Source organism: Streptomyces sp. NPDC033178, assembly GCF_055577685.1.
In genome coordinates, this window is sequence record NZ_JBVIPT010000013.1 from 43,669 (window position 1) to 66,373 (window position 22,705).

21 protein-coding genes are annotated in these 22,705 nt (G+C 71.0%); 6 read left to right on the forward strand and 15 right to left on the reverse strand.

Annotation, left to right across the window (positions count from 1 at the left end; genetic code table 11):
* Positions 1-4 precede the first annotated feature (4 nt).
* The 3 genes from ACZ5VQ_RS29445 to ACZ5VQ_RS29455 all read right to left on the reverse strand — a co-directional run bounded on the left by ACZ5VQ_RS29445 (position 5) and on the right by ACZ5VQ_RS29455 (position 1,867).
* Positions 5-529 (reverse strand): SRPBCC family protein, encoded by a 525-nt coding sequence (locus ACZ5VQ_RS29445; RefSeq protein ID WP_469107522.1) that lies wholly within the window; start codon positions 527-529, stop codon positions 5-7.
* A gap of 6 nt (positions 530-535) precedes the next feature.
* The gene (locus ACZ5VQ_RS29450; RefSeq protein ID WP_469107523.1) at positions 536-946 is read right to left on the reverse strand and encodes an ArsR/SmtB family transcription factor; all 411 of its coding nucleotides are present in this window, start codon (positions 944-946) and stop codon (positions 536-538) included.
* Between the two features lie 111 nt (positions 947-1,057).
* Positions 1,058-1,867 (reverse strand): alpha/beta fold hydrolase, encoded by an 810-nt coding sequence (locus ACZ5VQ_RS29455; protein ID WP_469107524.1) that lies wholly within the window; start codon positions 1,865-1,867, stop codon positions 1,058-1,060.
* Positions 1,868-1,992: 125 nt separating this feature from the next.
* Between ACZ5VQ_RS29455 and ACZ5VQ_RS29460 the strand changes: the two genes are divergently transcribed.
* Positions 1,993-3,501 carry an MFS transporter gene (locus ACZ5VQ_RS29460; RefSeq protein ID WP_469107525.1) on the forward strand — a complete coding sequence of 503 codons (1,509 nt, stop codon included), beginning with the start codon at positions 1,993-1,995 and terminating at the stop codon, positions 3,499-3,501.
* A 100-nt stretch (positions 3,502-3,601) separates the two neighbouring features.
* Here the strand turns inward: ACZ5VQ_RS29460 and ACZ5VQ_RS29465 are convergent, their stop codons facing one another.
* The 5 genes from ACZ5VQ_RS29465 to ACZ5VQ_RS29485 form a co-directional block, all read right to left on the reverse strand.
* A complete protein-coding gene (locus tag ACZ5VQ_RS29465; protein ID WP_469107526.1) occupies positions 3,602-4,897 on the reverse strand; it encodes an MDR family MFS transporter in 1,296 nt (431 codons plus the stop codon).
* A complete protein-coding gene (locus ACZ5VQ_RS29470; RefSeq protein WP_469107527.1) occupies positions 4,890-6,767 on the reverse strand; it encodes an ABC transporter permease subunit in 1,878 nt (625 codons plus the stop codon). The genes ACZ5VQ_RS29465 and ACZ5VQ_RS29470 overlap by 8 nt, the downstream gene beginning before the upstream one ends.
* A 15-nt stretch (positions 6,768-6,782) precedes the next feature.
* The gene (locus ACZ5VQ_RS29475) at positions 6,783-8,282 is read right to left on the reverse strand and encodes an ABC transporter substrate-binding protein (RefSeq protein ID WP_469107528.1); all 1,500 of its coding nucleotides are present in this window, start codon (positions 8,280-8,282) and stop codon (positions 6,783-6,785) included.
* Between the two features lie 69 nt (positions 8,283-8,351).
* The gene (locus tag ACZ5VQ_RS29480; RefSeq protein ID WP_469107529.1) at positions 8,352-8,885 is read right to left on the reverse strand and encodes a GNAT family N-acetyltransferase; all 534 of its coding nucleotides are present in this window, start codon (positions 8,883-8,885) and stop codon (positions 8,352-8,354) included.
* Between the two features lie 16 nt (positions 8,886-8,901).
* Entirely contained in the window at positions 8,902-9,399 is a 498-nt protein-coding gene (locus ACZ5VQ_RS29485; protein WP_469107530.1) for a hypothetical protein, read from the reverse strand.
* Between the two features lie 315 nt (positions 9,400-9,714).
* On the opposite strand from ACZ5VQ_RS29485, the gene ACZ5VQ_RS29490 reads away from it, so the two are divergent.
* The gene (locus ACZ5VQ_RS29490; protein ID WP_469107531.1) at positions 9,715-10,152 is read left to right on the forward strand and encodes an STAS domain-containing protein; all 438 of its coding nucleotides are present in this window, start codon (positions 9,715-9,717) and stop codon (positions 10,150-10,152) included.
* Here ACZ5VQ_RS29490 and ACZ5VQ_RS29495 read toward each other — a convergent pair.
* The 6 genes from ACZ5VQ_RS29495 to ACZ5VQ_RS29520 form a co-directional block, all read right to left on the reverse strand.
* Positions 10,073-12,046: a DUF2264 domain-containing protein gene (locus tag ACZ5VQ_RS29495; protein WP_469107532.1), complete on the reverse strand. Its 1,974-nt coding sequence runs from the start codon at positions 12,044-12,046 to the stop codon at positions 10,073-10,075. The two genes, ACZ5VQ_RS29490 and ACZ5VQ_RS29495, sit on opposite strands and share 80 nt — an antisense overlap.
* An 18-nt stretch (positions 12,047-12,064) precedes the next feature.
* On the reverse strand, positions 12,065-13,168 hold the full coding sequence (locus ACZ5VQ_RS29500; protein ID WP_362076177.1) for a LacI family DNA-binding transcriptional regulator: 1,104 nt from the start codon (positions 13,166-13,168) through the stop codon (positions 12,065-12,067).
* A gap of 39 nt (positions 13,169-13,207) precedes the next feature.
* Positions 13,208-14,866, reverse strand: a complete 1,659-nt coding sequence (locus ACZ5VQ_RS29505; protein WP_469107533.1) for an extracellular solute-binding protein — start codon at positions 14,864-14,866, stop codon at positions 13,208-13,210.
* Between the two features lie 69 nt (positions 14,867-14,935).
* On the reverse strand, positions 14,936-15,823 hold the full coding sequence (locus ACZ5VQ_RS29510) for a carbohydrate ABC transporter permease (RefSeq protein WP_469107534.1): 888 nt from the start codon (positions 15,821-15,823) through the stop codon (positions 14,936-14,938).
* On the reverse strand, positions 15,820-16,674 hold the full coding sequence (locus ACZ5VQ_RS29515; RefSeq protein ID WP_143634985.1) for an ABC transporter permease: 855 nt from the start codon (positions 16,672-16,674) through the stop codon (positions 15,820-15,822). The genes ACZ5VQ_RS29510 and ACZ5VQ_RS29515 overlap by 4 nt, the downstream gene beginning before the upstream one ends.
* 267 nt (positions 16,675-16,941) lie before the next feature.
* Positions 16,942-17,658, reverse strand: a complete 717-nt coding sequence (locus tag ACZ5VQ_RS29520) for a MerR family transcriptional regulator (RefSeq protein ID WP_469107535.1) — start codon at positions 17,656-17,658, stop codon at positions 16,942-16,944.
* Between the two features lie 173 nt (positions 17,659-17,831).
* Here ACZ5VQ_RS29520 and ACZ5VQ_RS29525 point away from each other — a divergent pair, with 173 nt between their 5' ends.
* Positions 17,832-18,023: a hypothetical protein gene (locus ACZ5VQ_RS29525; protein WP_055617641.1), complete on the forward strand. Its 192-nt coding sequence runs from the start codon at positions 17,832-17,834 to the stop codon at positions 18,021-18,023.
* Positions 18,024-18,239: 216 nt separating this feature from the next.
* Here ACZ5VQ_RS29525 and ACZ5VQ_RS29530 read toward each other — a convergent pair whose 3' ends face one another.
* Positions 18,240-18,671, reverse strand: coding sequence for a protease inhibitor (locus ACZ5VQ_RS29530; RefSeq protein ID WP_469107536.1), 432 nt, complete (start codon positions 18,669-18,671; stop codon positions 18,240-18,242).
* 307 nt (positions 18,672-18,978) lie between these two features.
* On the opposite strand from ACZ5VQ_RS29530, the gene ACZ5VQ_RS29535 reads away from it, so the two are divergent.
* The 3 genes from ACZ5VQ_RS29535 to ACZ5VQ_RS29545 all read left to right on the forward strand — a co-directional run bounded on the left by ACZ5VQ_RS29535 (position 18,979) and on the right by ACZ5VQ_RS29545 (position 22,681).
* A complete protein-coding gene (locus tag ACZ5VQ_RS29535; protein WP_469107537.1) occupies positions 18,979-19,551 on the forward strand; it encodes a hypothetical protein in 573 nt (190 codons plus the stop codon).
* Between the two features lie 448 nt (positions 19,552-19,999).
* A complete protein-coding gene (locus tag ACZ5VQ_RS29540) occupies positions 20,000-21,583 on the forward strand; it encodes a purine-cytosine permease family protein (protein WP_469107538.1) in 1,584 nt (527 codons plus the stop codon).
* 99 nt (positions 21,584-21,682) lie between these two features.
* Positions 21,683-22,681, forward strand: coding sequence for a hypothetical protein (locus tag ACZ5VQ_RS29545; RefSeq protein WP_469107539.1), 999 nt, complete (start codon positions 21,683-21,685; stop codon positions 22,679-22,681).
* Positions 22,682-22,705 lie beyond the last annotated feature (24 nt).

Genomic DNA, 22,705 nt, shown 5'->3' on the forward strand with positions numbered 1-22,705 from the left:
GCCGTCAGGTGTCGAGGCCCGGTACCAGGCCTCCCGAGGGGACGCCGGCGTCGACGTACGCCTGGTAGATCTCCTGCCAGGGCGCGTCGGCACCGCCGTGCGGGCCCTCGAACGTCTCACCCCGGGCATGCGCGTCGAGGGCGGCGAGACACACCTCCCAGCCGGTGCTGACGCGGGCGGCCGTGTTCTCGGCCCCCAGAACGTTCGTCAGTGTGAAGCGGGTGCGCCTGGCGTCCAACTCTTCAAGGTCGAAGTGCAGTTCGTCACCGTCCCAGCTGAAGGAGAGGTGCCGCGGTGGATCGACGGCGATCACCTGAGCCGGCGAGCCCTCCAGGTCTCCGCTGAACTTGATCGTGCCGCCTTCCCTCAACTCGATCTCCGCACGGGCCGGAAACCAGTGAGCGAGCTCGTCGGGCTCCGTCACGAACCGCCAGACACGGTCGACGGGGTGGTCGTAGGTGCGGGTGAAGCGGACGGCGGGGCGGCCGTCGGCCAGGGTGAGGTAGGTACCGGTGGGTTCCGTGGACATGGTGGCTCAGTCCTTCGGGGAGGGGGTTGAGGTGTCTGCGTCCGACGGCTCCCCCGCCGTCGAAGTCTCCGGGGCCGTCACCGGCCCTGTGGCCCGTGCCGACACCGGCGCCGTCTCGTCCAGGCGTCGGCCCAGCGCGTCCAGGCTCGTGTTCCAGAGCTTGCGGTACGGGGCCAGCCACGCGTCGAGCTCCGCGATCGGCGCCGGGTCGAGCGCGTAGACGCGGCGCTGCGCGTCCTGTCGTACGCGCACCAGGCCGGCATCCCGCAGCACCTTCAGATGCTTGGAGGTGCTCGGCTGGCTCAGACCGCACGCCTCGACGATCTCACCGACGGGCCGCGGCCGCTCCAGGAGGAGCGCCACGATGGCCCGTCGGTGCGGATCGGCGAGTGCGGCCCAGAGGGAGGCGTCGGACATGGTTCCAATATGCCTCCACAGTTATATTCCAGTCAAGGAATAGACAGCCGAGGCAGGCAGGCATTTGCAGGCAGGCAGTCTCAACCTCACCCGAGCCAGCCCCGGGGCACCTCACCGCCCCGCGTCCACATCTGCGTCGCCAGGACCCGTACGGCTGCCGCGAAGCCCACCGGGCGCGGCCAGGAACTCCATGTGGATGCCGGGGAACTCCACCCACGGCACCCCGATCCGGCGGGCGATCTCGATCGAGGGCCGCGCGTAGTACGTGCCGCGGTCCGCCGAGCCCGCCCCGAGGACGATCGGAAAGGGGGCCGCGGAGAGAGCGGCCTCGTCCGGCAGGAAGGCGGCGAAAGCTGGCCACTCCCGACCGAAGAGGTAGTCGCCATTGCCCAGGAACCTCTTCCAGAGATCTTCGGGCCACAGGTACGTACCCTCGCCGCGCACGGTCCGCGCGAAGAGACGGCCCGCCGCCGGGGCGCCGCCCTGCGCGTACGCCTCGGCGACCTCGGCGAAGAAGTCGCGCGCGGGGTCGCCGTCGGGCAGGACGTTCACGGCGGGCGGCTCGTGCGCGATCAGCCCGGCGACCGATTCCGGGTGACGGGCGGCCAGCGTCAGACCGATGATCGCGCCGCCACTGTTGCCGAACACCAGGGCGCGACCACCCGCCAGGCCGTCGATGAGCGCGCAGGCGTCGGCGGCCTGCCGGGCCAGATCCATGGGCGCGTCACCGTGGCCCGTGCTGCGGGAGTTGCACCGCCGGTCGTACGTGATCACGGTGAAGGCGTCCGCCAGCTCGTCCGCGACCCCCGTGAAATAACCGGCGTCACCCCCTGCGCCGCTGATCAGCAGCAGTGCGGGCCCTTCGCCGCGCACCTCGTAGTACAGCTCGGCGCCGTCGACCTCGAACATGCCCCTGCGCATGTGAGCCCTCTCTCAGTAGCGAAACTTTGCCGTTTCGATAAATGTGGTCTAGCCTCAATGCGTACGAAACGGTTTCGTTTACGTAGCCGTCATTCCGAGCGAACCTTCCCTGGAGTGGTGCTCCGATGTCTCAGACTCAGACAGTTTCCGAAGGTGCCCGCAAGGGCACACCCGACACGGCGGGCGCGCCGTCGTCGGCGAAGCGGTGGTGGATCCTCTCGATCATCGCGATCGCCCAGCTGATGGTGGTGCTGGACGCGACCATCGTGAACATCGCCCTGCCGTCGGCGCAGGCGGACCTCGGCTTCTCCGACGGCAACCGCCAGTGGATCGTCACCGCGTACGCGCTGGCCTTCGCCTCACTACTGCTGCTGGGCGGCCGGCTGGCCGACCTCTTCGGGCGAAAGCCCACGTTCCTCATCGGTGTCGCGGGATTCGCCGGGGCCTCCGTGCTCGGCGGCGCGGCGAACAGCTTCGGAATGCTGGTCACCGCGCGCGCTCTCCAGGGTGTCTTCGCCGCGCTCCTCGCACCCGCCGCGCTCTCACTCCTGAACACGACGTTCACCGACGCCAAGGAGCGCGCCAAGGCGTTCAGCGTGTACGGCGCCATCGCCGGTGCGGGCGGTGCGCTCGGACTGCTGCTCGGTGGTGTGCTGACGGACGCGCTGGACTGGCGCTGGACCCTGTACGTCAACATCATCTTCGCCGTGGTCGCCCTCGTCGGCGGCTGGATGCTGCTGAGCAACCACCGTGACGCCGCGAGCTCCAAGCTGGACCTGCCGGGCGCGCTGCTGGTCTCCTCCGGTCTCTTCGCCCTCGTCTACGGCTTCTCCAACGCCGAGACGCACGACTGGAGTTCGCCCCAGACCTGGGGCTTCCTGATCGCCGGCGGTCTGCTCCTGACGGTGTTCGCCTGGTGGCAGACCCGTGCCGCGCACCCGCTGCTGCCGATGCGCGTCCTGCTCGACCGCAGCCGCGGAGCCTCGTTCCTCGCCGTGCTCGTGACCGGTGCGGGCATGTTCGGTGTGTTCCTCTTCCTCACCTACTACCTGCAGCTGAACCTCGGCTTCAGCCCGACCAAGACCGGTGTGGCCTTCCTGCCGATGATGGCGGCCCTGATGGTCATGGCCCAGGTCTCCACCACGAAGCTGGTGCCGCGCATCGGGCCGAAGGTCGTCATCCCCGCGGGCTTCGCGATCGCCGCGGCCGGCATGGCCTGGCTGACCGGTATCGGCCTCGACTCCAGCTACTCGACCGACGTGTTGCCCCAGCTGCTCCTGATCGGTGTGGGACTCGGCATCGTGATGCCGCCCGCGATGGCCCTGGCCACGAGCGGGATCGCGCCGGAGGACGCCGGTGTCGCCTCGGCGACGGTCAACGCCATGCAGCAGGTCGGCGGTTCCATCGGCACCGCCCTGCTCAACACGCTCGCCGCAAGCGCCGCCACCAGCTACCTGTCCGGCAAGGACGCGACCGACAAGCTGGTCCAGGCCCAGTCGACGATCGAGAGCTACACCACCGCCTTCTGGTGGTCCGCGGGCTTCTTCGCGGTGGGCACGGTGATCGCCCTCCTCCTCTACCGCCGCGGGGTTCCCGAGCAGGACGCGGAAGCCGCGCCGGTCGTCCACATGTGACCCTCCGAAAGCCGAGGGGCCGCCGTCTGCAGGGAGACGGCGGCCCCTCTTTCATGTCGGCCTTTCATCCTGGCCTTTCGTGTCGGCGGTTCGCCGTGTCTCATTTCCTCGGCTCGGCGCGTTGCTGCCGGGGCAGCAGGGCGACCGCCGCCACGGGGAGCGCGGCGAGCACCAGCCAGGGCACGGCCGGGGGCAGGCCCGTGTCGAGGAGGGAACCGGTGGCCGCGCTGCCGACGAGCACGATGAGGCCGGAGACCGAGGACAGCGCGCCGGTGTAGAGGCCGAGCCGGCCGTCGTCGGCGAGGTCGGGCACCCAGGCACGGGCGGCGGGCGCGACGAGCATCTGACCGAGGGTGAGCAGGACGACGTAACCGGCCGCGGGCAGGAGCCCCACGGTTCCCGTCCATGCGGCCGGCCTGGCCACGGCGACCACCGCGAACCCGGCCGCGATGAGCAGCAGTCCCGCCGCCATGGACCGACGCAGGTCGAGCCGGTCCCCCGCCCAGCGTGTGAGAGGGAGTTGGGCCGTCACCACCAGCAGCGAGGAGAGCGCGAACAGCCAGGCCAGCGGCGCCTGCGAGCCCGCCGCACGCTCCACCTCGACGGGCAGGAGCTGGTACAGCTGGTTGTACGCCAGCAGGTAGGCGCCGTACGCGCAGCACAGCGCGAGGAAGCCGCGGTTGCTCAGCAGCCGCCGGACACCACCGCCGCTCTGTACGCGGGTCCGGCCGGGGATGTGCTGCGGCAACAGCCACGCGTGCCCGGCCAGGACGAGTACGAAGACTCCGGCGCCGGCGAGACAGACCGCGCGGAAGTCCACGGCCAGCAGCAGCGCGCCGATGAACGGGCCGAGGAACGCGCCCGCCTGGCCCGCCACGGTGAACAGGGCGAGCACGTGGGTGCGCGGGCCCTCCCCCGCCTCCTCCCGGCACACCGCCTGCCGGGCCACCTCCGACTCGACGGCCGGCGAGAACAGCGCGGCGGCGAAGCCGATCAGGAGTACGGCTCCGACGACCGCCCAGCTCGCTTCCGCGAATCCGAGCCAGCCGAACCCGGCGATCCGCAGCGCGCAGCCGGCGAGCACCACCGGCCGTACGCCGTACCGGTCCGCCAGCGCCCCGCCCACCACGAACAGCCCCTGCTGGCTGAAGGTCCGCAGCCCCAGCACCAGCCCGACCATCCAGCCCGCCATGCCGATCGCCGTACCGAGGTGCTCCGCGAGGAACGGCAGCACCACGTAGAACCCGATGTTGAAGGCGAGCTGCGTGAGGATCAGCAGCCGGAGCAGCGGAGGCAGGGAGGCGAAGGTCCGCAGCGAGGAAAGGATCCTGCGGCGGGGGCGGCCGGTCTGGGTACGACCGTCGGCGGAGGCTCGCGGAGGCGATTGCTCAGGCATCGGACGTCACGCCTTCGGCCCGGACCGGGCGGGCGGGGTCCGGTGGTCCGGGCCGCTTCGCCGTCTCGGTCTCGGTCTCGGTCTCGGTCTCGGTCTCGCCGGTGTCGCCGGTGTCGTATCGGCGTGCGCGACGCGGCCGCCCGGGCCGCTTCACCCCGCCCCCGCCCGTGACGGCCACCGCCCCCAGCAGGGCGAGTGCGGCGGCGGGTGCCAGTACCGCCCAGGGGGCCCGTTCCGCGTACGGCTGGTTCTCGGAGAGGAGCAGGCCCCACTCCGGGGACGGCGGTTGTGCGCCGAGGCCGAGGAAGCCCAGGGCCGCGAGGGCCAGGGCGACACCGGGCAGGCGGAGCAGTGCGTGGCGGATGACCGGAGGCAGGACGGCCGGGAGGAGTTCGTGGCGGAGCAGTTGGAGCGGGCCCGCGCCCAGGCCACGGGTGGCGGTCAAGTGCGTGGTGGCGCGCTCCTGTTGGAGCAGTGCCGAGGTGTGGGCCGCGAGCGGTGCCCAGGCGACGGCGGTCACCGCGAGGGCCGGGGTCGAGGGGCCGCTGCCCGCGACGCCTGTGACGAGGAGGGCCGCGAGGACCGGCGGTACGGCGTTGACCGTGTCGACGAGCGGCCCGGAGAACCGTGGCAGCAGCCCCAGCAGAACGCCCACCACAAGCGCGGCCGTGCTCACGGCTACGGCCAGGGCCAGGGTGCTCAGCGCCCCGTGGCCGACCCGGGCCAGCACATCGCGACCGAGCCCGTCCGTGCCGAACGGGTGTGCCCAGGAAGGGGATTGGAGCCGGGCGGTGGTGTCGAGCCGCAGCGGATCCCGGGCGAGGCCCAGCGCGACGACCGCGAGCAACAGCCCGCCGTACAGCAAGGGCAGGGTCGTGGGCCGGGGCGATGTCGGGCGGTGCAGCGACGTCAACGCGCCGTCGCGCAGGGCCGGGCCGATCAGAAGCCGCGCCGTGAGCCGGGCCACCCCTCCTGCGATCGCCGCCAATAGGACGAGTGCGAGGGTGCCCGCCTGGAGGACGGGCAGGTCCTGCGCCACCGCGGCCTGGAGGGTCAGCCGGCCGAGCCCGGGGATGTCGAAGACCTGCTCCACGGCGACCGCGCCGCCGGTCAGCCCTACGACGAACAGGCCGAAGTTCGGGAGCAGTCCGGGCACGCACCGGCGCAGTGCCTGCCGAGCGATGCCCCGGCCCGGGACTCCTCGCGCGGCGGCTGCCAGCGCCCACTGCTCGGCGAACGCGCCCGGGAGCAGGTCGTCGAGCATCCGCCCGAGCAGCGCGCCCGCGGGCAGGCCGAGCGAGAGTGCGGGGAGCACCATCCACTGGGGCCCGTACCAGCCGAGCGCGGGCAGCCAGCCGAGCTGCACCCCGACGACGGCGGCGAGCACCGAGGCGGTCAGGAAGTCGGGCAGCGTGGACAGGAGCGCCGACCCGGTCCCCGCCGGGCGCCGGCCGTCGAGCCGCCGCCCCGCACCGAGCCGCAGCGTCCGGGCGCACACCGCCCCCGCCGTGACCACCGCGACGGCCAGCGAGCCGCCCATCAGCAGGAGCGAGATCCCGAGCGCCTGGAGCACCGACGGCGTGACCTCCGCACCGGAGATCCACGACCGGCCCGCGTCACCGTGCAGCAGCCCGCCGAGCCAGTCACCGAGCAGCCTCACCGGCCCGGCGTCCAGGCCGAGTTGGGCGCGGATCGCGTCAAGTACCTCGGGCGTCGGGGCGCGTTCGGCGGACCGTGCCTTGAGTACGGTGAGCGCCGGGTCCGTGCTCGACAGCCAGGGAAGCAGCCCCACACCGCACAGGAGGGCGGCGGCGATGGCGGCGCGCCAGAACAGCACCGGCGCCCCGCCGCGTGCGACGGCCCTGAGCACGTACGCCGCCGCCCGTCAGCGCCGCGTGCCGACGCCGACGAGGCTGCGCTCGTACGGGTCGAGCAGCAGACCACTGACCGCGGCGCCGACGCCGGTGATGATCCGCTGGTGGACCAGCGGCACGACGGCGTCCGTGCCGAGGATCGCCGCTTCGGCGGTCATCGCCGCATCCTGCCGCTTCGCGGTGTCGGTGACCGTCTCGGCCTCGGCGACGGCCTTGTCGACCTTCTTGTCGCACAGCAGCGCCAGGTTGTAACTGCCCTTGCAGGTGTAGTCGCTGGCCAGGATCGAGACGGGGTCGCCGGTGTCGAGCATGGTGTTGCGGGCGGACACGAACGCGTCGAACTTCCCGGCCAGCGCGTCGCCTTCGAGCCGCGAGTACTCGCGCACCTCCAGCTTCACCTTGAACCCGGCCGTCTCCAGCTGCTGCTTGAGCACCTGGGCGACCTCGGGCAGTTCGGGCCGGTTGTCGTACGTGGCCACGGTGACCGACGTGTCGTCGGCGGCCGCCGCCCCCGCCCTCCCGGTCGGCTTGACGCGCTTGTCGGCCGCCCAGGTCAGGGCGGGTCCGTAGATGCCGACGCCGGGGTCGGCGTGCCCTTCGTAGACGCCCCTCGCGAGGTCGGAGGTGTCGATCGCCTCGCGGGCGGCGGCTCGTGTCTTCGGGTCCTTGAAGGCACCCTTCTCGGTGTTGAGCAGCAGGCTCGTGGTGCGGGTGGTGGCCGTCTCGCGGCGGGCCACCTCGTCGAGGGAGGTCGCCTGCGAGACCGGCACGGCCTCGGCGACGTCGACGCCGCCGGTACGCAGCGCGTTCGTACGGGCCGTGCCGTCGGCTATGAACTTCGCGTCGACGCCGGAGGCCTGGGCACGGCCGCCCCAGTAGTCGTCGAAGCGGTCCAGAGTGGCCGCGGTGGTGCCGGTGACCTTGGTGAGTTCGAAGGGGCCGGTGGCGGTGCCGACCGGGCTGACGGCGTCCTTCTCGGCGTACGCCTTGGAGGAGAGGACCACCAGGCCGGGGCTGGACAGGCGCAACGGCAGTGCGGGGTCGGGCTCGGCGGTGGTCACCCGTACGCGTCGGTCGCCCGCGGCCTCGGCGGTGAGCTCGACGCCGGACAGGGCTGCGGTCACGGGCTCGGCGCCCGCGGCGCGGGTGAGGGCCGTGACGACGGCCTTCGGGGTGACCTCGGTGCCGTCCTGGAAGGCCCCGTCACGCAGCGTGAACAGCCAACTGCGGTCGTTCTCACGGCTCCACGACTCGGCGAGCGCGGGGACGGCGGCGCCGTTGGCGTCGAGGCGGGTCAGGCCCTCGGTGACGCCGAGCCGGCTGAGGAGCGTGGCGTCGGCACCGTGGGGGTTGAAGTTCTCGGCGGGCGGGAAGGCGAGCGCGACCTTGAGCCGGGAGCCGTCACCGCCGCCGGAGGACTCCTCCCCGCTCTCGGAGGCGAAGCAGCCGGTGAGCAGAGGGGCGAGCAGCAGGCCGGCGACGAACCGGCGGCGGCGCGGCAGGGAGCGCATGGTCTCTTTCTTCGTGGGGGGATTCGTGAGGATAGGGATTCGTGGGGCGACGCACGCACAGCGTGTCCGTCAGGGCAGGGGGACTTCGAAGTGCACGATCCGTTGCCCGCCGCCCGGTTCCTCGCGCTCGTCGTGGACCACCTTGCCGAGGGACCGCCAGAACGCCTCGGCGCCGGGTACCGCCGGGTCGGTGTGCAGATAGACGGCGCGGTAGCCGCCGTCCGCCGCAGCGAAGTCGAGCAGTTCGCCGACCAGCCGCCGGGCCAGGCCCTGTCGCCGGTGATCGGCGCGCGTGTACACGCGGCGCAGCTGGGCGGTGTCCCCGGAGGGGTAGCGCTCGGCGAGATCGCGCGGGTTGGGCGGGTGCGCCGGGCCCCGGGAGTCGAGCGCGGCGGTCGCGGCCACCGTGCCGTCCCGCTCGTCGACCGCGACCAGCAAGGTGTGCCGGTCGGGTGCGAGGTAGAAGGAGTCCAGGTCGATGATGTCGCGGTGCCAGCGCGGTACGTACCCGGTGCCGAAGTCCCGGTAGACGGTGTCGAGCATCACGGACCGCGCGCCGTCGAGGTCGTCGGGGGTCGCCGTTCTTATGCAGTAGTCGCGCACTTGCGCATCATATGCATTAAGGCTTGGCGGGCCCGTCCGGGGTGTGGTCGCCGCTTCCGTCGGAGGTGGCGTCCATCCGCCACCATGAGCCCCTCCACACGACCCAGACATGACCGTCCGGCCCGTGGTGCACCTTCAGCCCGTCGACGACGGCGAGGAGCGGCAGGTTCTTGGCGCCGACCTGGTCACAGGAGTCCAGCGAGACCTTGACGTCGTCGGTGGCCGCGACCGTGATGCCCGTGGGATCCGCGGTGAGCACGATCCGGCAGGTGTCGGCGGCGCTGCGCGCCAGCAGGCACCTGCTCGCGGAGCGGCCGGCGTCGAGGACCGGGGTGACGAAGGACGGCGGGGCGTCGATCACCCGCGTCACCGCCACGGCGGCCGCATCGGCCGCGAACTCCCCGTCCGCACGGGAGAAATGGGCGGTGAACTCCATCTCCTGCACCGGTTCCATGACCCCGCACTCGGTCAGCAGTGGTGGCCCGCCCGACGGAGTGCGTACCGGCGTTCCCACCGCCAACCCTCCTTGGTCAGACAGTTCATGGTCAGTCATACGAACACGGCTCGTGAACAATCGCGCGGACAACGAAGCGGACAACGAAGCAGAGATGCCGCCCCGGACTGGGGCAGCACGGCGACCCTACGTCCGCAACACCCCCTTGCACAGGGCATGTTGAGTAAACACAAAGACCAAAAGTCAACCGCTGCAGCTGAAATTCACTGGGTCGAGTGAACTAGATCTTGTGGACGGCGCGGCATGGATGGTTCCGCCGCCGGCGGGGTAGCTACCGAGATCGAATACGCCCTCCCCTGCAGAGGTGGAGCCGACATGTCGCCGGAATCCCAAGACCAGGCCCCCGGGCTGCCCGAGTGCGGAACGGCGGCGTACGGAGTCCCCGCGGCGAATCCGTACGCCCACAGCTACCCCAGCGGCGGGTTCACCGTGGTCGAGGTGCTGGGCGAGATCGACATGGCGACGGCCGACGCCCTGGCCGAGCACTTGGACGCGGTGACCGCGGGCCGGACGCCCCAGGTCCTGGTCGACCTCCGCCGGGTCACCTTCTTCGACTGCTCCGGGCTGCGGGTGCTGTGCAGGGCCGACCGCCGGGCGAAGGAGCGGGGCGGCTCCCTCCGCCTCGTCTCCGACCAGCCCCGCATCCACCGGCTGTTACGCGCCTCCGGGCTCCTCAGCCGCTTCCCTCCCCTGCCGGCACTTCCTCCTCCGTCCCATCCGGGAAGCGCACCACCACCGCACCCGCCGCGGTGACACGTGTACCGGCCCGCGCCCGCAGCGCTTCGGGGTCGCAGGGCCGCTCCGGATCGGCGCTCAGTACGACGAGCGTGACCAGGAGGTGCGGGCGCCCCGGGTGGGCGGGCAGCCGCAGGCAGGGTGTGGCGGAGTACTCGCCGTAGGCGTTGGCGCCGCGGACCTGTACGACGGCGCCGTGCGGCAGGCCGTCGGCCCCGGGCCCCTCCCACCCGTACAGCGCCACGACCGCGCTCGTGAGACCGTCCGCCTCGCGGCGCGCCAGCGCCCAACCGGGCCCCGCGGCCTCGGTCAACGGCCCGCTGTCATCGGCCAGGGCCCATCCCCCTTCGCGTACGACGGCTCCCGGCGGGCCTTCGACGCGGTGGACCCGCACCTCCCAGGGGCCGTGGACCATGCTGGTCGTCTCGATGCGGTGGCCCTCGTCGGAGTCCGGCAGGACCGCCCGGTGCCAGGACGCCGCACGGCGGCCCTCCGCGCCGAGGGGATGGATCCGGCCGCGTCCGGAGGCCGTCCCGTCCCCCGTGAGCAGGGCGATGTGGCTGTCCGGCCCGGTCGCGGAACCGTCCGCCGGGGTGTCGGGTGCCGTGGCGCTGGAGTACGCGAACTTCGCGTAGTGCGGGCTGTCCTCGGCCTCGGCCGGCGGCGGTGGCAGGCGGTCGCTGCCGTGGTTGACGAGTCGTACGATCCCGTCGGCTGCGGTCAAGTGGAGGAGCCAGCCGGGAGCGGGCAGCGCCAGATACGCGTCCGCCGTGTCCACCGGGCCCGGTTCCTCGAGAGCCGTCCAGACGGGATGGCCGGCGGGGAGCAGCAGGCCGAGGAACGCCTTGCTCGCCCAGTACGGCGAGGCGGGACCCGAGTACCGCTGGGTGACGGGGAGGAAGGGCCGGTACCAGCCCAGGCTCAGCAGTCCCCGTTCGTCGGGCACCCCGCGCTCGGTGAAGTGCTTGAGGGCGCCCGATGCCAGACGGCGGGTGCGTCCGGGCGTCAGCGGGGTCGCGTCGGCGAGCACTCCGGCCCACAGCGGGGCGGCCGTCGCGTAGCGGTAGGTGAGGGAGCGGCCCTGGTGGACGGGGGCGCCGTCCGAGCCGAAGAAGTACTGGTGCGTGCCGAGGAAAGTGCGCAGGCGGGCCCGGTGGACCTCCGTGAGCGAGGCGTCCGCGCGGGGTCCGGCGATGCGCGCCCACAGGATCGGGTACAGGTGCAGGGCCCAGCCGTTGTAGTAGTCGAACTTGCGGCCGTCGCCGTCGGTGTACCAGCCGTCGCCGCGGTACCAGTCCTCCAGCCGCGCCAGACCGCCGTCGATCTCGGCGCGGCTGTGCGGGGCACCCACCGAGGCGAGGAACTCCTCCGTGACGACCTGGAAGAGCCGCCAGTTGGAGTCGTTGGCCCGGGCGCCGACGAATCCGCCGAGCCACGCGGCCACCCGCTGGCGTACCGCGTCGTCCAGTTGGTCCCAGATCCACGGTCTGGTCTCGTGCAGGGCGATCGCGATCGAGGCGGCCTCGACCATGGGCTGGGCCCGGTCGGCGATGGGCGGCCAGCGGTCGGCGCCCTCCGGGTCTGTACCGGCGGCGAGCCCGGCCGCGTACCGCTCGACCAGCCCCGGCGGGACGCGCCCGCCGGAGCCCGCGATGCGGCAGGCGGCGAGCAGGAACGAGCGGGCGTACCCCTCCAGGCCGTCGGACCAGGATCCGGCGTGCCCGGTCCTGCCGGGCAGCCGGTACTGGGCCAACTCCCTTGACGCGTAAGGGAGCAGGCCGTCCAGGAGCCGGTCGGCCGTCGCCTCCCAGTGTGCGCGGGTCCAGCCGGTGACGGGTGACCGTACGCAGTCGGGGGGCGGCAGGAAGGACGGGTGCGTCGGGTCGGTGAGCGACACGTGCGGCGCGGTCATACGGGGGTGGGTCCTCCGTCAGTGGGGGCGGTCGGGCGCCGCGTCGCGCGCCGCCTGCGGGGGCGGCTGGACGCTGTCGCGTACGACGATGTGGGTGCCGAGCAGATGGTGGGCGCCCGCGGCGTGCTCGGGGTCGCGCAGGGCGATGCGTACGGCGGCCCGGCCGAGTTCCTCGGCGGGGGTGCGCACGGTGGTGAGCGGCGGGTTGAAGTCCTCGGCGAGCGGGATGTCGTTGTAGCCGACGACGGAGATGTCGTCGGGCACGCGCAGCCCGGCCTCGGTGATGGCCCGCAGGGCTCCGGCGGCGACCATGTCGTCCCCGGCGAAGACGGCGGTGAAGTCCGGTGTCTCCTTGAGGAGTTGGGTCATCGCCCGGTGGCCCGCCGCGCGGCCGAGGCCGCAGTCGACGACATGGGCGGCCTCGGGCGGCAGCCCGTGCTCGGCGAGCGCCGCACGGTACCCGGCGACGCGCGCGTCGAGGGCGGTGTTGCCGGGCAGTCCGCCGAGGAACACGATCCCGCGGTGGCCCGCCGAGAGGAGATGGCCGGTGATGGCATGGGCGCCGGCCTCGTTGTCGAACTCGACGACGAGCGCGGGGATGTCGGGGTCGGGCGCGGGCCGTCCGCACAGCACGAGGCGCGCGCCTGCCGAGTCGAGGGCCTGGGCGTAGTGCGCGACGCGCTCCCGGTAGGCGTCGTCCTCGACGACCCCGCCGACGAGGATGACCAGCCGGGCGCCCTCCTCGCGCATCAACTGCACGAACTCCAGCTCACGTTGCGGGTCCCCGCCGGTGGTGCCGACCAGGCACAGCCAGCCGCGCGAGGCCGCCTCGGCCTCGACACCCTCGGCAACCTGCGCATAGAAGGGGCTGGTGACCTGCCGCAGGACGACGGCGACCATCTTGCGGCCGCCGCCGACCAGGGCGCGGGCGTGCGCGTTGGCCACGTAGTCGAGGTCGCGGGACGCGCGCAGCACACGGGCCCGGGTCGACGCGGGCACGGGGTGGTTGCCGCTGAGCACACGCGAGACGGTGGCCATGGACACGCCTGCCCGCTCGGCGACCTCGCGAATGGTGACGCGTCGCTTCGCCGTCGGCTCCGCCTCTGCCATGTCGTTGCCCATCTCCCCGTGTCTCCCCTCACAACCGCCCGACCTGCCGCGTCAGTTGTTGGCGGCGTGGTCCTTGGCGAACTCCTCGGCCATTCTGTCGCCACCCCGCTGCCGCCAGGTCTTGACGGTGGCGTCCCATTCGGACAGCGGGGTGCGCCCCGCGATGATCCCGGTGGCGGTGTCCTTGAGGAGCGTTTCGAGGGTGGTGCCCCGGTCGGTGTACGTCCGGGACTGCAGCCCGTACGAGGCATTGCGGACGGCGTGCGGAACGGTCTTCACCTGCCAGGCGTGCAGGGCCTTCACCGCGTCGGGCATCCCGGGCACGAACAGCGCCTGGGGTCCTTCGGCGAGGTACTTCAGCGGCAGGTTGGTGTTGTTCTCGACCTGACCGAGCGCGTTGGGCTCGGGCGATCCGTCCTCGGCCCGGGTGAAGTGGGTGCCCTCCATGCCGTAGTGGACGAGTTCCCACTCCTTGCTGCCGAACGGAGCCGCGAGATAGTCGAGGATGCGCAGCAGCAACTGCACGCGCTCCTTCTTGGCCTTCTTGACGACGGTGTATCCGAACGAGCGGCGTGCCCCGACGATCCCGCCGGGCGTACCGCCCACGCTGTACGGGAGAGCGGGTGCGGGCGTGTACTTGCGGCCCTTCTCAAGGAACTTGGGGAGGTAGCCGCCGAATCCGTCCTGCAGCGAGCCGACCGTCCCGTTGTAGTAGAGGGCGATCATGTCGATCTGGGAGATGGAGGTCGCGTCGGGGTGGTAGGAGCCCGCCTTGCGCAGTCCGAGCTGGAAGTCGAGCATCTGCTTGTACCGTTCGTCGGCCACGACCGGCAGGAACGTGCCGTCGTCCTTCACCGACCAGCCCCGGGCGTGCACACCGTGCGCCGCAGAGTGGAACCCGTCCCCGAACACGGATCCGACCGCGGCCCCCAGGGCGTACTTCTTCGAGCCGGTCCCCCTCTTGGCGACCGCCGCGAAGTCCTGGTCGGTCCACCCCTCCTTCATCCCGGCATCGTCGAAGTACTCCTCGTTCAGCCAGAGCGTGGATCCGGGCAGCGGCCGCTCCAGGGGAATGCCGTAGATGCGGCCGCCGATCCGGCCCATGTCTCGCCAGGCGTGCGTCGGAATGTTCGCGAGGTTCGGATAGTCCTCGACCGCGTCCCCGGACAGGAAGGGCGTGAGGTCCTCGGCACGCCGCTGCACGAACTGGGCCTCGCGGGGCAGCGCGAACCCGGAGAAGATGTTGATGATGTCCGGGAGTTCGCCCGGATCGCCCGCCATCACGGTGGCCATCTTCTTCTGGTAGTCGGTCTGCGAGATGACCGTGTACTCGATCTTCACACCGAGCGCCTTCTCGACGGCCTGCCAGAACCTGTTGGACGAGGCCGGCTTCGGCGGCGTACCGAACGACACCGACATCACCTTGACGGTGGACCCGTCCCCCGGAGTGCGGGACACCGACCGCGCCAGATCCGCCGGGTAGGAGGTGTAACCGGGCTGAACCCCCTCCGTGGTGGGCGCGAGATCCGGCTTCGGACCCGCGAAGGCCTTGTACGCGGGCCAGGGGGCAAGCTTCTTGCCCGCGTTCGACACCCCGTCACCCCCCGACTCCGTGGAGCAGGCGGTCAGACCGGCCGGAGCAGCCAGCGCGACAGCACCCACGGCAGCGGTACGCATCAGGGCACGACGGGACAGCGGTGTACTGGACATACGTGTTCTCTCCCAGCTCTGGAGGAGGGGTTCGCCCCGTGGGGGGCGCGGGGCTGTGTCGGCGGAGCCCTAACTCTTGATGGCCCCGGTGAGCACACCCTTCGTGAAGTACTTCTGCAGGAACGGGTAGATCAAAAGAATCGGCACCGTGGCGATCACCAGCACAGCCATCTGCACGGTCTGCGGAGCATTGACGGTGCCCTCACTGGTCGCGGTGTCGGTGAGCCCCGACCCGGCAACGACATACGTGCGCAGCACCTGTTGCAGCGGCCAGTGGTCGCTCTCCAGATACAGCGAGGCATAGAACCAGGAGTTCCAGTACGCCACCGCGTAGAAGAGACCCACGACGGCGAGCGCGGCCTTGGACAGCGGCAGCACGACGGACCACAGCACCCGCCAGTCGCCCGCCCCGTCCAGCCGCGCGGCCTCGTACAACTCGTCGGGTATCGACTGGAAGAAGCCGCGCAGCACCACGAGGTTGAACACGTTGATCAGTACGGGGAAGACCAGCGACCCGTACGAGTCCAGCAGACCCAGCTCCTTGACCAGCAGGAAACTGGGGATCATGCCGGGCGGGAAGAGGAACGTGAACAGCACGAGGAGCAGCACGGGCCGGCCGCCGAAGACGCCTGGGCGCGACAGGGCGTAGGCGAGCGTGACCGTGCAGAAGAGGCTGAACAGGGTGCCGACGACGGTCACGCCCGCGCTGACGCCGAGGGCGTGGGTGACGATGCCGCCGTCGAGGATGTCGCGGTACGCCTGAACGGTCGGCTCGGTCGGCCACAGCACCCAGCCGCCGTTGTCGACCACCTCCTCGGGCGAGGCGAGCGAGGTCGAGAGGATCACCAGGAACGGCACACAGACGAGGAGGACGACGGCCACGAGCGCGACGGCCTTCGCCGCCTGGGTCAGGGGCCTGGGTTTCTCCATCCAGGCCGGACGGGCGTGGGCGCTCACTTGTAGACCCCCTGTTCGCCGAGGCGATGGGCGACCTTGTTGGCCGCGTAGACGAGCAGGGCGCCGATCACGCCCTTGAACAGGCCCGCGGCGGCCGCGAATCCGTAGTCGCCGCCGACCATGCCCTGGTAGTAGACGAAGGTGTCGATGATCTCGGCGGCCTCGGGGCCGACGGCGTCGCGCTGGAGCAGCATCTGCTCGAACCCGACGGAGAGGATGTCGCCGAGCCGCATGATGAGCAGCAGCACGATCACCGGCCGGATCGCGGGCAGGGTGACGTGCCAGAAGCGCCGCCAGGGTCCGGCGCCGTCGATGGCGGCGGCCTCGTACTGCTGCTCGTCGACCTGGGAGAGCGCGGCGAGGAAGATGATCGTGCCCCAGCCGGCGTCCTTCCAGATCACCTGGGCGACGGTGAGCGGTCTGAAGGCGTCCGGGTTGCCGATGATGTCGACGGTGCTCAGGCCGGCGTCGCCGAGGTAGCCGTTCACCAGGCCCGTGTCGCCGAGGACCTGCTGGAACAGGGCGACCACGATCACCCATGAGATGAAGTGCGGCAGATACGCCACCGACTGCACGAAGCGGCGGACGGTCGTCCAGGTCAGGGTGTGCAGGAGCAGGGCGAGGGCGAGCGGTACGGGGAAGTAGAAGACGATCTGGAGGACCGCGATCCAGAGGGTGTTGAGGACCGCGTCCCAGAACTCGGCGTCCTGGAACATCCGTTGGAAGTTGCCGAGGCCCACCCACGGGCTGCCCCAGATGCCGTCGAAGGGTACGTAGTCCTTGAACGCGATGACATTGCCGGCCAGGGCGCCGTAGTGGAACAGCAGGAAGTAGCCGAGCCCGGGGAGCATCAGCAGGAACAGCGCCCGGTTTCCTCGGCGCCCGCTCCTACGGTTCTGGAAACCTTTTCTCCTCCTGAACGCACCGGTCGGACGGCGTCTGGATGCGGTCACCGCCTCTGTACCTGCACGCTCCCGCACCACCGCGGCCACGGAGCCTCCTCGCCTCTGCCTGTTGGATGAGGGGAAATTAAAACGTTTCCAGAACAGGGTCAACACTTCTGACACAGAGCGGTAGTTGGCCTTGGTACGACACGTCTGCCGACCTGCGGAGATCGCTTAAAACGTTTTCGTGAGCCCCTGGAGGTACGCGTGGAGAGCCGCCGAGCCCTCCAGCCGGCTCCGGCTCCGCAGATGCAACGCGCGCTCCCGGCCCGCCAGTTCGGCCCGTACGCGCTCGGGGCTGCCGGTGGTGCGCAGTTCGGCCAGGACCGACTCGATGGTGGAGAACGGGTGGTGGCCGCGCCGCAGCAGCGCCACGATCTGGGCCAGCCGCGCTTCCGACGCGGAGTAGCGGCGGTATCCGGTGACCTTCTCCCGCGTCGGCCGCAGCAGGCCGCGCGTCTCCCACAGGCGCAGTACGGGTGTCTGCACTCCGACGGCGTCGGCCACTTCACCGATGCGCATCCCGCCACGGTCCCGGTCCGACGGCTCGGCCCCGTGGGTGATCAGCGTGTCCAGCGCCCGGATGACCTCGGCCAGTTCGGTGCGCTCGCGGTGGAGCTCGGCGTGACTTTCGTCGAGTACGGCGAGCGCGGTCTCCAGGTCGCCGCCGTGTACGGCACGCATGATCGCGCCGGTCGTCGGCCAGCCGTGTCCGACGGCCAGCGCACGGCCGGCCCTGAGCGCTTCGGCATGTGCGGTCGTGAACAACCGGTAGCCGCTGTCCGTGCGTTCGACGGGCGGCAGGATGCCCGTCTCCACGTAGTTGCGGACCTGCTGGGTCGAGATGCCCGCCTCACGCGCGAGGTCGACGGCCCGCAGCCGGTCGCCCACCCTGCCTCCTCAGCCTGTCGCTTCACCACGATTTGAGGGTTACAGAGTAGGCCGTGGGCTTGAGCTGGTACGAACTCGGATCAAGTCTCAAGAAGCACTTCAATGAAACGATTGAAGGAGAGCACACCGGAACAGGACCGGGAAGACAGGACCAGGAAGAGGAGAGCTCCGCCATGAAGTTCGTTCTCGAAGTCGACATGGGTGACACCGCCTGGGAGGGGAACGCCGCGCGGGAGCTGGGGCGGATCCTGCGCTACTGGGGAGGGAACCTCCAGCACTACGAGCTGAAGCCGGGCGACGGGGCGGCCGTTTCCGACTCCGACTACCGCGAGGTGGGTTCCTGGAGCATCACCGCTTCGGCATGACGAGGGGATCGGCTCCGGACTGACGCCGGGGCCGTCCCGGAAATGACGTCGCGGCCGTCCCGGGAATGACGCCGGGGCCGGCGGAGACGGCCCCACTCCGTCTCCGCCGGCCCCTGTTGCGAGATCGCATGGCACTCCGCGAGGGGACCCGCACTCCCCATCCGCATCCGCGGGCCTCCGTCGACGCACATCGGCGAACCGCGCGACCCCGGTCTTTTAGAACGTGAAGACGGTCGACCCGTAGGCGTTCTTCACGCACTCGTTGGAGAAGGTGCGTTCATAGGACACCCGCTTGCCCTGCCAGACACCGTCTACCGTGACGACGACGGGATCGTATTCGCGGGTGCACATGGCTTCGGTTCTTCCTGGCAGGGTGTTGAAGTCCCCTCCGGACGCCCGGAGTTCGGCGCAGGCCGACGCCGCGGCCGGGTGGGTCCCCGAGGCGGTCGGCGCACAGGTCAGGGTGACCGCGCGTTCGGGGGCGGCGTCGGCCTTGATCTCGCCGTGGCCCATCGTGAGCACCAGGGAGGAGGGGGCATAGAGGGAGTTCGGCGAGGGGGTGGCGGCGAGGGCGGTCCCGGTGAGGGGTCCGCATACGGCGGTGGCCGTCAGCGTGATCGTCGCTGCCCAGCGCGCGGTGTTCGGCATTGTGTGCATCCTTCCGCTCGGTTGGTTGCCGCCGGCTCGGTCGAGTGCCGGTGCGGCGAGCGCGAGTCTGCCGAGTCCGCGACGGAAACACACGTCGACCCCACGCGTTTCAGTAACCTTGCGTATTGAATCAGTGGCGCGAAGTTACGGAATTCGAACACGCCGACCCCGGAGTTGAGCGGACCCCGCGTCACCGGATGGACACGCTGGCCGGATATGTACTGCTCAGCAATAGGCCTGAAACATTCCGCTTCCAGCTGAGTCCCGACCCCTTGCGCCCACGCTGCAAGCAAGTAATCGTCATTACATGATTACAGCCGAACAGCACGAGAAATTGCGCGGCTGGTTCGCCGGCCGTCTGCCCGACGACCTCTTCGAGAGCCTCGGCGAGGTCACGGTCGACCGTGAGGAGATCACCGTCGTCGGCCGCATCCCCGAGCCCCGGCTCGCCGAGGGCGCCTCGGACGCCGAGCGGGAGGCGGCCGTCGGCTCCCGGATCCAGGAGTTCCGCGAGCGCACCCGTGACGCCCGGGTCGCCGTGGCCCGCGAGGCCGAGCACCGTTTCGGCAAGAAGGTCTCGTGGGGTGTGGAGTGCGGCGGCGAGCGAGCCCTGTTCACGCATGTCGCGGCGCCCGTGATGACCCGGCTGCGGCAGCCCCAGCGGCAGGTCCTCGACACCCTGATCGCCGCCGGGGTCGCCCGCAGTCGCAGCGACGCGCTCGCCTGGTGCGTCCGCCTCGTCGAACGCCACGCGGACGACTGGCTCTCGGAGTTGCGGGATTCCCTGGAACACGTCCAGCGGGTCCGCGCCCAGGGGCCCGACGCGCCGGGACCCATTGCTGAGGACGCGGGCCCCGAGGACACTCCGACCGACGGCTGACACCTGAGCCGATCCGGGAAACGACGCCAACGGGAGGACTTCATGCGCAATGTGGTCAACAGCCTCCGGGCACGGCTGACCGTGCTCGCGCTGCTCGTCTGCGGACTCGCGGCCCTCGCGCCCGTGAGCCACGGCGGATGACAACGATCACCTGACGGACAGGGGCCGCCCGCGAGACCGTGCGGTCCGTCCACCGGCAACCAGCAACCAGCAACCAGCAGGAGCTGATGGCGCATTCGTCCACCGGCAATAGCAAACATGGATGGTTCGTCCACTGGTGCGGGCCTCGGCCCAGCCCTTAGCTTCGGCAGATCACCGCACCAAGGGACGGCTTCCCCGCGCTCCGCGCACCCCAGCGACAGCGACACGCCGTCCGGCCAGCCGCGTCACCACGCGCTCCCCCGCCCTGCCGCCCCTCGGGGTGACGGTCCTTCGCTGGAGCCCCTCCTTGTCCCAGAACTCCCCCGCCACGCAGCCGCCCTCCCTCACCGAGGTCGAGCCCTACGGCGTCGAGCGGATCCCCGACGCGGACCGCTCCGCGAGCCCCCTCGACCTCTTCCGGCTCGCCTTCGGCGGTGCCAACACCTTCTCCACCTGTGTACTCGGCGCCTTCCCGATCCTCTTCGGCCTCTCCTTCTGGCAGGGGCTCGCGGCCACGCTCCTCGGAGTGGTCGCCGGTGCGCTGATCCTGTGCCCGATGGCGGTCTTCGGGCCGGTCAACGGCACGAACAACGCCGTCTCCTCCTCCGCCCACCTGGGTGTGCACGGCCGGGTCGTCGGTTCGTTCCTGTCGCTGCTCACCGCGGTGGCGTTCTTCTCCATCTCGGTGTGGAGCTCGGGCGACGCCCTGGTCGGCGGTGCGCACCGGCTCTTCGGCCTGAGCCGCAGCGACCTGTCGTACGTCGTCGCGTACGCGCTATTCGCCGTTCTGGTGCTCGCGGTGTGCGTGTACGGGTTCCGTTTCATGCTGTTCGTCAACAAGGTCGCGGTGACCTCGGCGACCCTGCTGTTCCTGCTCGGCGCGGTGGCCTTCGCCGGGGACTTCGACGCCTCGTACGCGGGGATCTTCACGCCGTCGGCCGACGCGGCGACCCAGGATCTGTTCTGGCCGTCGTTCATCGGCTCCGCGCTGATCGTGCTGTCGAACCCGGTGTCCTTCGGGGCGTTCCTCGGCGACTGGTCGCGCTACATCCCGGCGAGCACTCCCCGCCGCAGGGTGATCGGCGCCGCGTTCCTGTCGCAGATCGCGACCCTGCTGCCGTTCGTTTTCGGCCTGGGAACCGCGAGCATCATCGCGGCGAAGGCACCGGAATACGTCGACCCCGCGGCGCCGAACTTCGTGGGCGGGCTGCTGGCCATCTCGCCGAGCTGGTTCTTCCTGCCGGTGTGTCTGCTCGCTCTGATCGGCGGCATGGCGACGGGCACGACCGCGCTGTACGGAACCGGGCTCGACTTCTCGTCCGTGTTCCCCCGGCTGTCCCGGGTGCAGGCGACGGTGCTGGTGGGCGTGCTGTCCATCGCGTTCATCTTCGTCGGGCGCTTCGGTTTCGACCTCGTACAGAGCATCTCGACGTTCGCCACGATGATCATCACGTGTACGACACCGTGGATGGTCGTGATGATGCTGGGCTTCCTCACCCGGCGCGGCTGGTACGACCCCGACGCGCTCCAGGTCTTCAACCGGCGCCAGCGGGGCGGCCGTTACTGGTTCGCGCACGGCTGGAACTGGCGCGGGATGACCGCATGGTGGGTCTCCGCCGTCATCGGCGTCCTCTTCACGAACATCCCCGGCCAGTTCGTGGGCCCGCTCGGTGACCTGGCCGGCGGGGTCGACATCGGCCTGCCGATCTCCCTGGCCGTCTCCGCCGTGCTGTTCCTGTCGCTCCTGTGGTTCTTCCCCGAACCGCGGGCGGCGTACGGACCGGAGGGCGCCCGCCTGGTGCGTACCGTCGATGTACCGGTACCACCGATCACCGGACCGGGCAGCGGGGCCACCGAGAAGCGACCCGTACTGGCCACCGAGGGCCCGTGACGACTTCTGACGGCTTCTGAGCACTTCGGAGGGCGAAAACCGGACAGCCGGCTCGGCTCGGGGCCGTCCGGGTGCGGGGCCTTCGTAGACTGCCGCGCCATGGAAGAGATCTACGAGCTGGGCGCGATCACGTGTCCGTCCGGTGAGTTGGTGGTCCTCGACGGTGGCCACCTGGGCATGTGGAGCGGGGAGCGGTCGCCGGCGGAGGTGGACCCCTGTGCGTTCGGCGTCCAGGATCCGGAGGTCGCCGCCGATGTGAGCGGGGCGGCCGACTTCACGATCACCGGCCCCGACGCCGACACCGCGGCCCACTCCTTCGGCCGGCAGCCCGGCCGCGTGCTCCATGACATCCCGGCGTCCGGAGTCGCGCGGATGCGTGAACTCTTCGACGCGCACTGCCGGGAGCACGGCTTCGACGCCCGCCTGGAGGCCTGCGAGCGAGTGCCGCACCGGGAGCGGGTCCGGCGGTGCGCGGCGCGGGGCGGCGGCTGCTTCCTGATGCACGGGGTGCCGGTCGTGGCGCTCGGCGGTCTGCCCCGCGACCGCGCCCTCCCGGTGCTGGCGTCCGGCGCCGGCATCGTGATCCCGGTGGACCCGGCCCCCGCCGCCAAGAGCGTGGAACTCGGCGACGTCCGGGTCGACTGGGCGCGGCTGCTCTTCGGGGACGCCGACGCGCTCAACGCCTGGCAGCACGACGAACCCGTGGACGGACTGGCCGACGTCGCGTTCTGGGGTGCCGCCGAGGAACAAGCCGCCGCCGAGTTCGCGGTTCCCGCGCTCGGGGAGCCCGGCGAGGACGGGGTCAGGGGCTGGACGGGGCTGACCGTGCCGGAGGCGATGCGCCGGGCCGGTGCCCTCTTCGACTGGAAGGACGCCGCCCCGGGGCGGCGTCTGATGGTGGACTTCCGCCCGCACTCCCACCACTGGCAGGTCATGCGCGAGGTCCGTGCCTCCGCGGTCGAGTCCGGAACCGTCGAGGTCGGCGGCGCGCGCGTGCTGTGCACGATGACCGGTCAGGGCGACGGCTGGTTCCCTGTGTCGGCGGAGCTCGGCCCGACCGGTGAACTGGTCGCCGTACGCGTGTCGTTCACGAGCTGAGCCCGGCTGGTTCACCGGCCGGGC

What these genes read in the sequence shown, in the direction of transcription:
- ACZ5VQ_RS29445 (WP_469107522.1), bottom strand. Translation starts at nt 529, where the DNA reads ATGTCCACGGAACCCACCGGTACCTACCTCACCCTGGCCGACGGCCGC.
- ACZ5VQ_RS29450 (WP_469107523.1), bottom strand. Translation starts at nt 946, where the DNA reads ATGTCCGACGCCTCCCTCTGGGCCGCACTCGCCGATCCGCACCGACGG.
- ACZ5VQ_RS29455 (WP_469107524.1), bottom strand. Translation starts at nt 1,867, where the DNA reads ATGCGCAGGGGCATGTTCGAGGTCGACGGCGCCGAGCTGTACTACGAG.
- ACZ5VQ_RS29460 (WP_469107525.1), top strand. Translation starts at nt 1,993, where the DNA reads ATGTCTCAGACTCAGACAGTTTCCGAAGGTGCCCGCAAGGGCACACCC.
- ACZ5VQ_RS29465 (WP_469107526.1), bottom strand. Translation starts at nt 4,897, where the DNA reads ATGCCTGAGCAATCGCCTCCGCGAGCCTCCGCCGACGGTCGTACCCAG.
- ACZ5VQ_RS29475 (WP_469107528.1), bottom strand. Translation starts at nt 8,282, where the DNA reads ATGCGCTCCCTGCCGCGCCGCCGCCGGTTCGTCGCCGGCCTGCTGCTC.
- ACZ5VQ_RS29490 (WP_469107531.1), top strand. Translation starts at nt 9,715, where the DNA reads ATGTCGCCGGAATCCCAAGACCAGGCCCCCGGGCTGCCCGAGTGCGGA.
- ACZ5VQ_RS29495 (WP_469107532.1), bottom strand. Translation starts at nt 12,046, where the DNA reads ATGACCGCGCCGCACGTGTCGCTCACCGACCCGACGCACCCGTCCTTC.
- ACZ5VQ_RS29500 (WP_362076177.1), bottom strand. Translation starts at nt 13,168, where the DNA reads ATGGGCAACGACATGGCAGAGGCGGAGCCGACGGCGAAGCGACGCGTC.
- ACZ5VQ_RS29505 (WP_469107533.1), bottom strand. Translation starts at nt 14,866, where the DNA reads ATGTCCAGTACACCGCTGTCCCGTCGTGCCCTGATGCGTACCGCTGCC.
- ACZ5VQ_RS29515 (WP_143634985.1), bottom strand. Translation starts at nt 16,674, where the DNA reads ATGCTCCCCGGGCTCGGCTACTTCCTGCTGTTCCACTACGGCGCCCTG.
- ACZ5VQ_RS29525 (WP_055617641.1), top strand. Translation starts at nt 17,832, where the DNA reads ATGAAGTTCGTTCTCGAAGTCGACATGGGTGACACCGCCTGGGAGGGG.
- ACZ5VQ_RS29530 (WP_469107536.1), bottom strand. Translation starts at nt 18,671, where the DNA reads ATGCCGAACACCGCGCGCTGGGCAGCGACGATCACGCTGACGGCCACC.
- ACZ5VQ_RS29535 (WP_469107537.1), top strand. Translation starts at nt 18,979, where the DNA reads ATGATTACAGCCGAACAGCACGAGAAATTGCGCGGCTGGTTCGCCGGC.
- ACZ5VQ_RS29545 (WP_469107539.1), top strand. Translation starts at nt 21,683, where the DNA reads ATGGAAGAGATCTACGAGCTGGGCGCGATCACGTGTCCGTCCGGTGAG.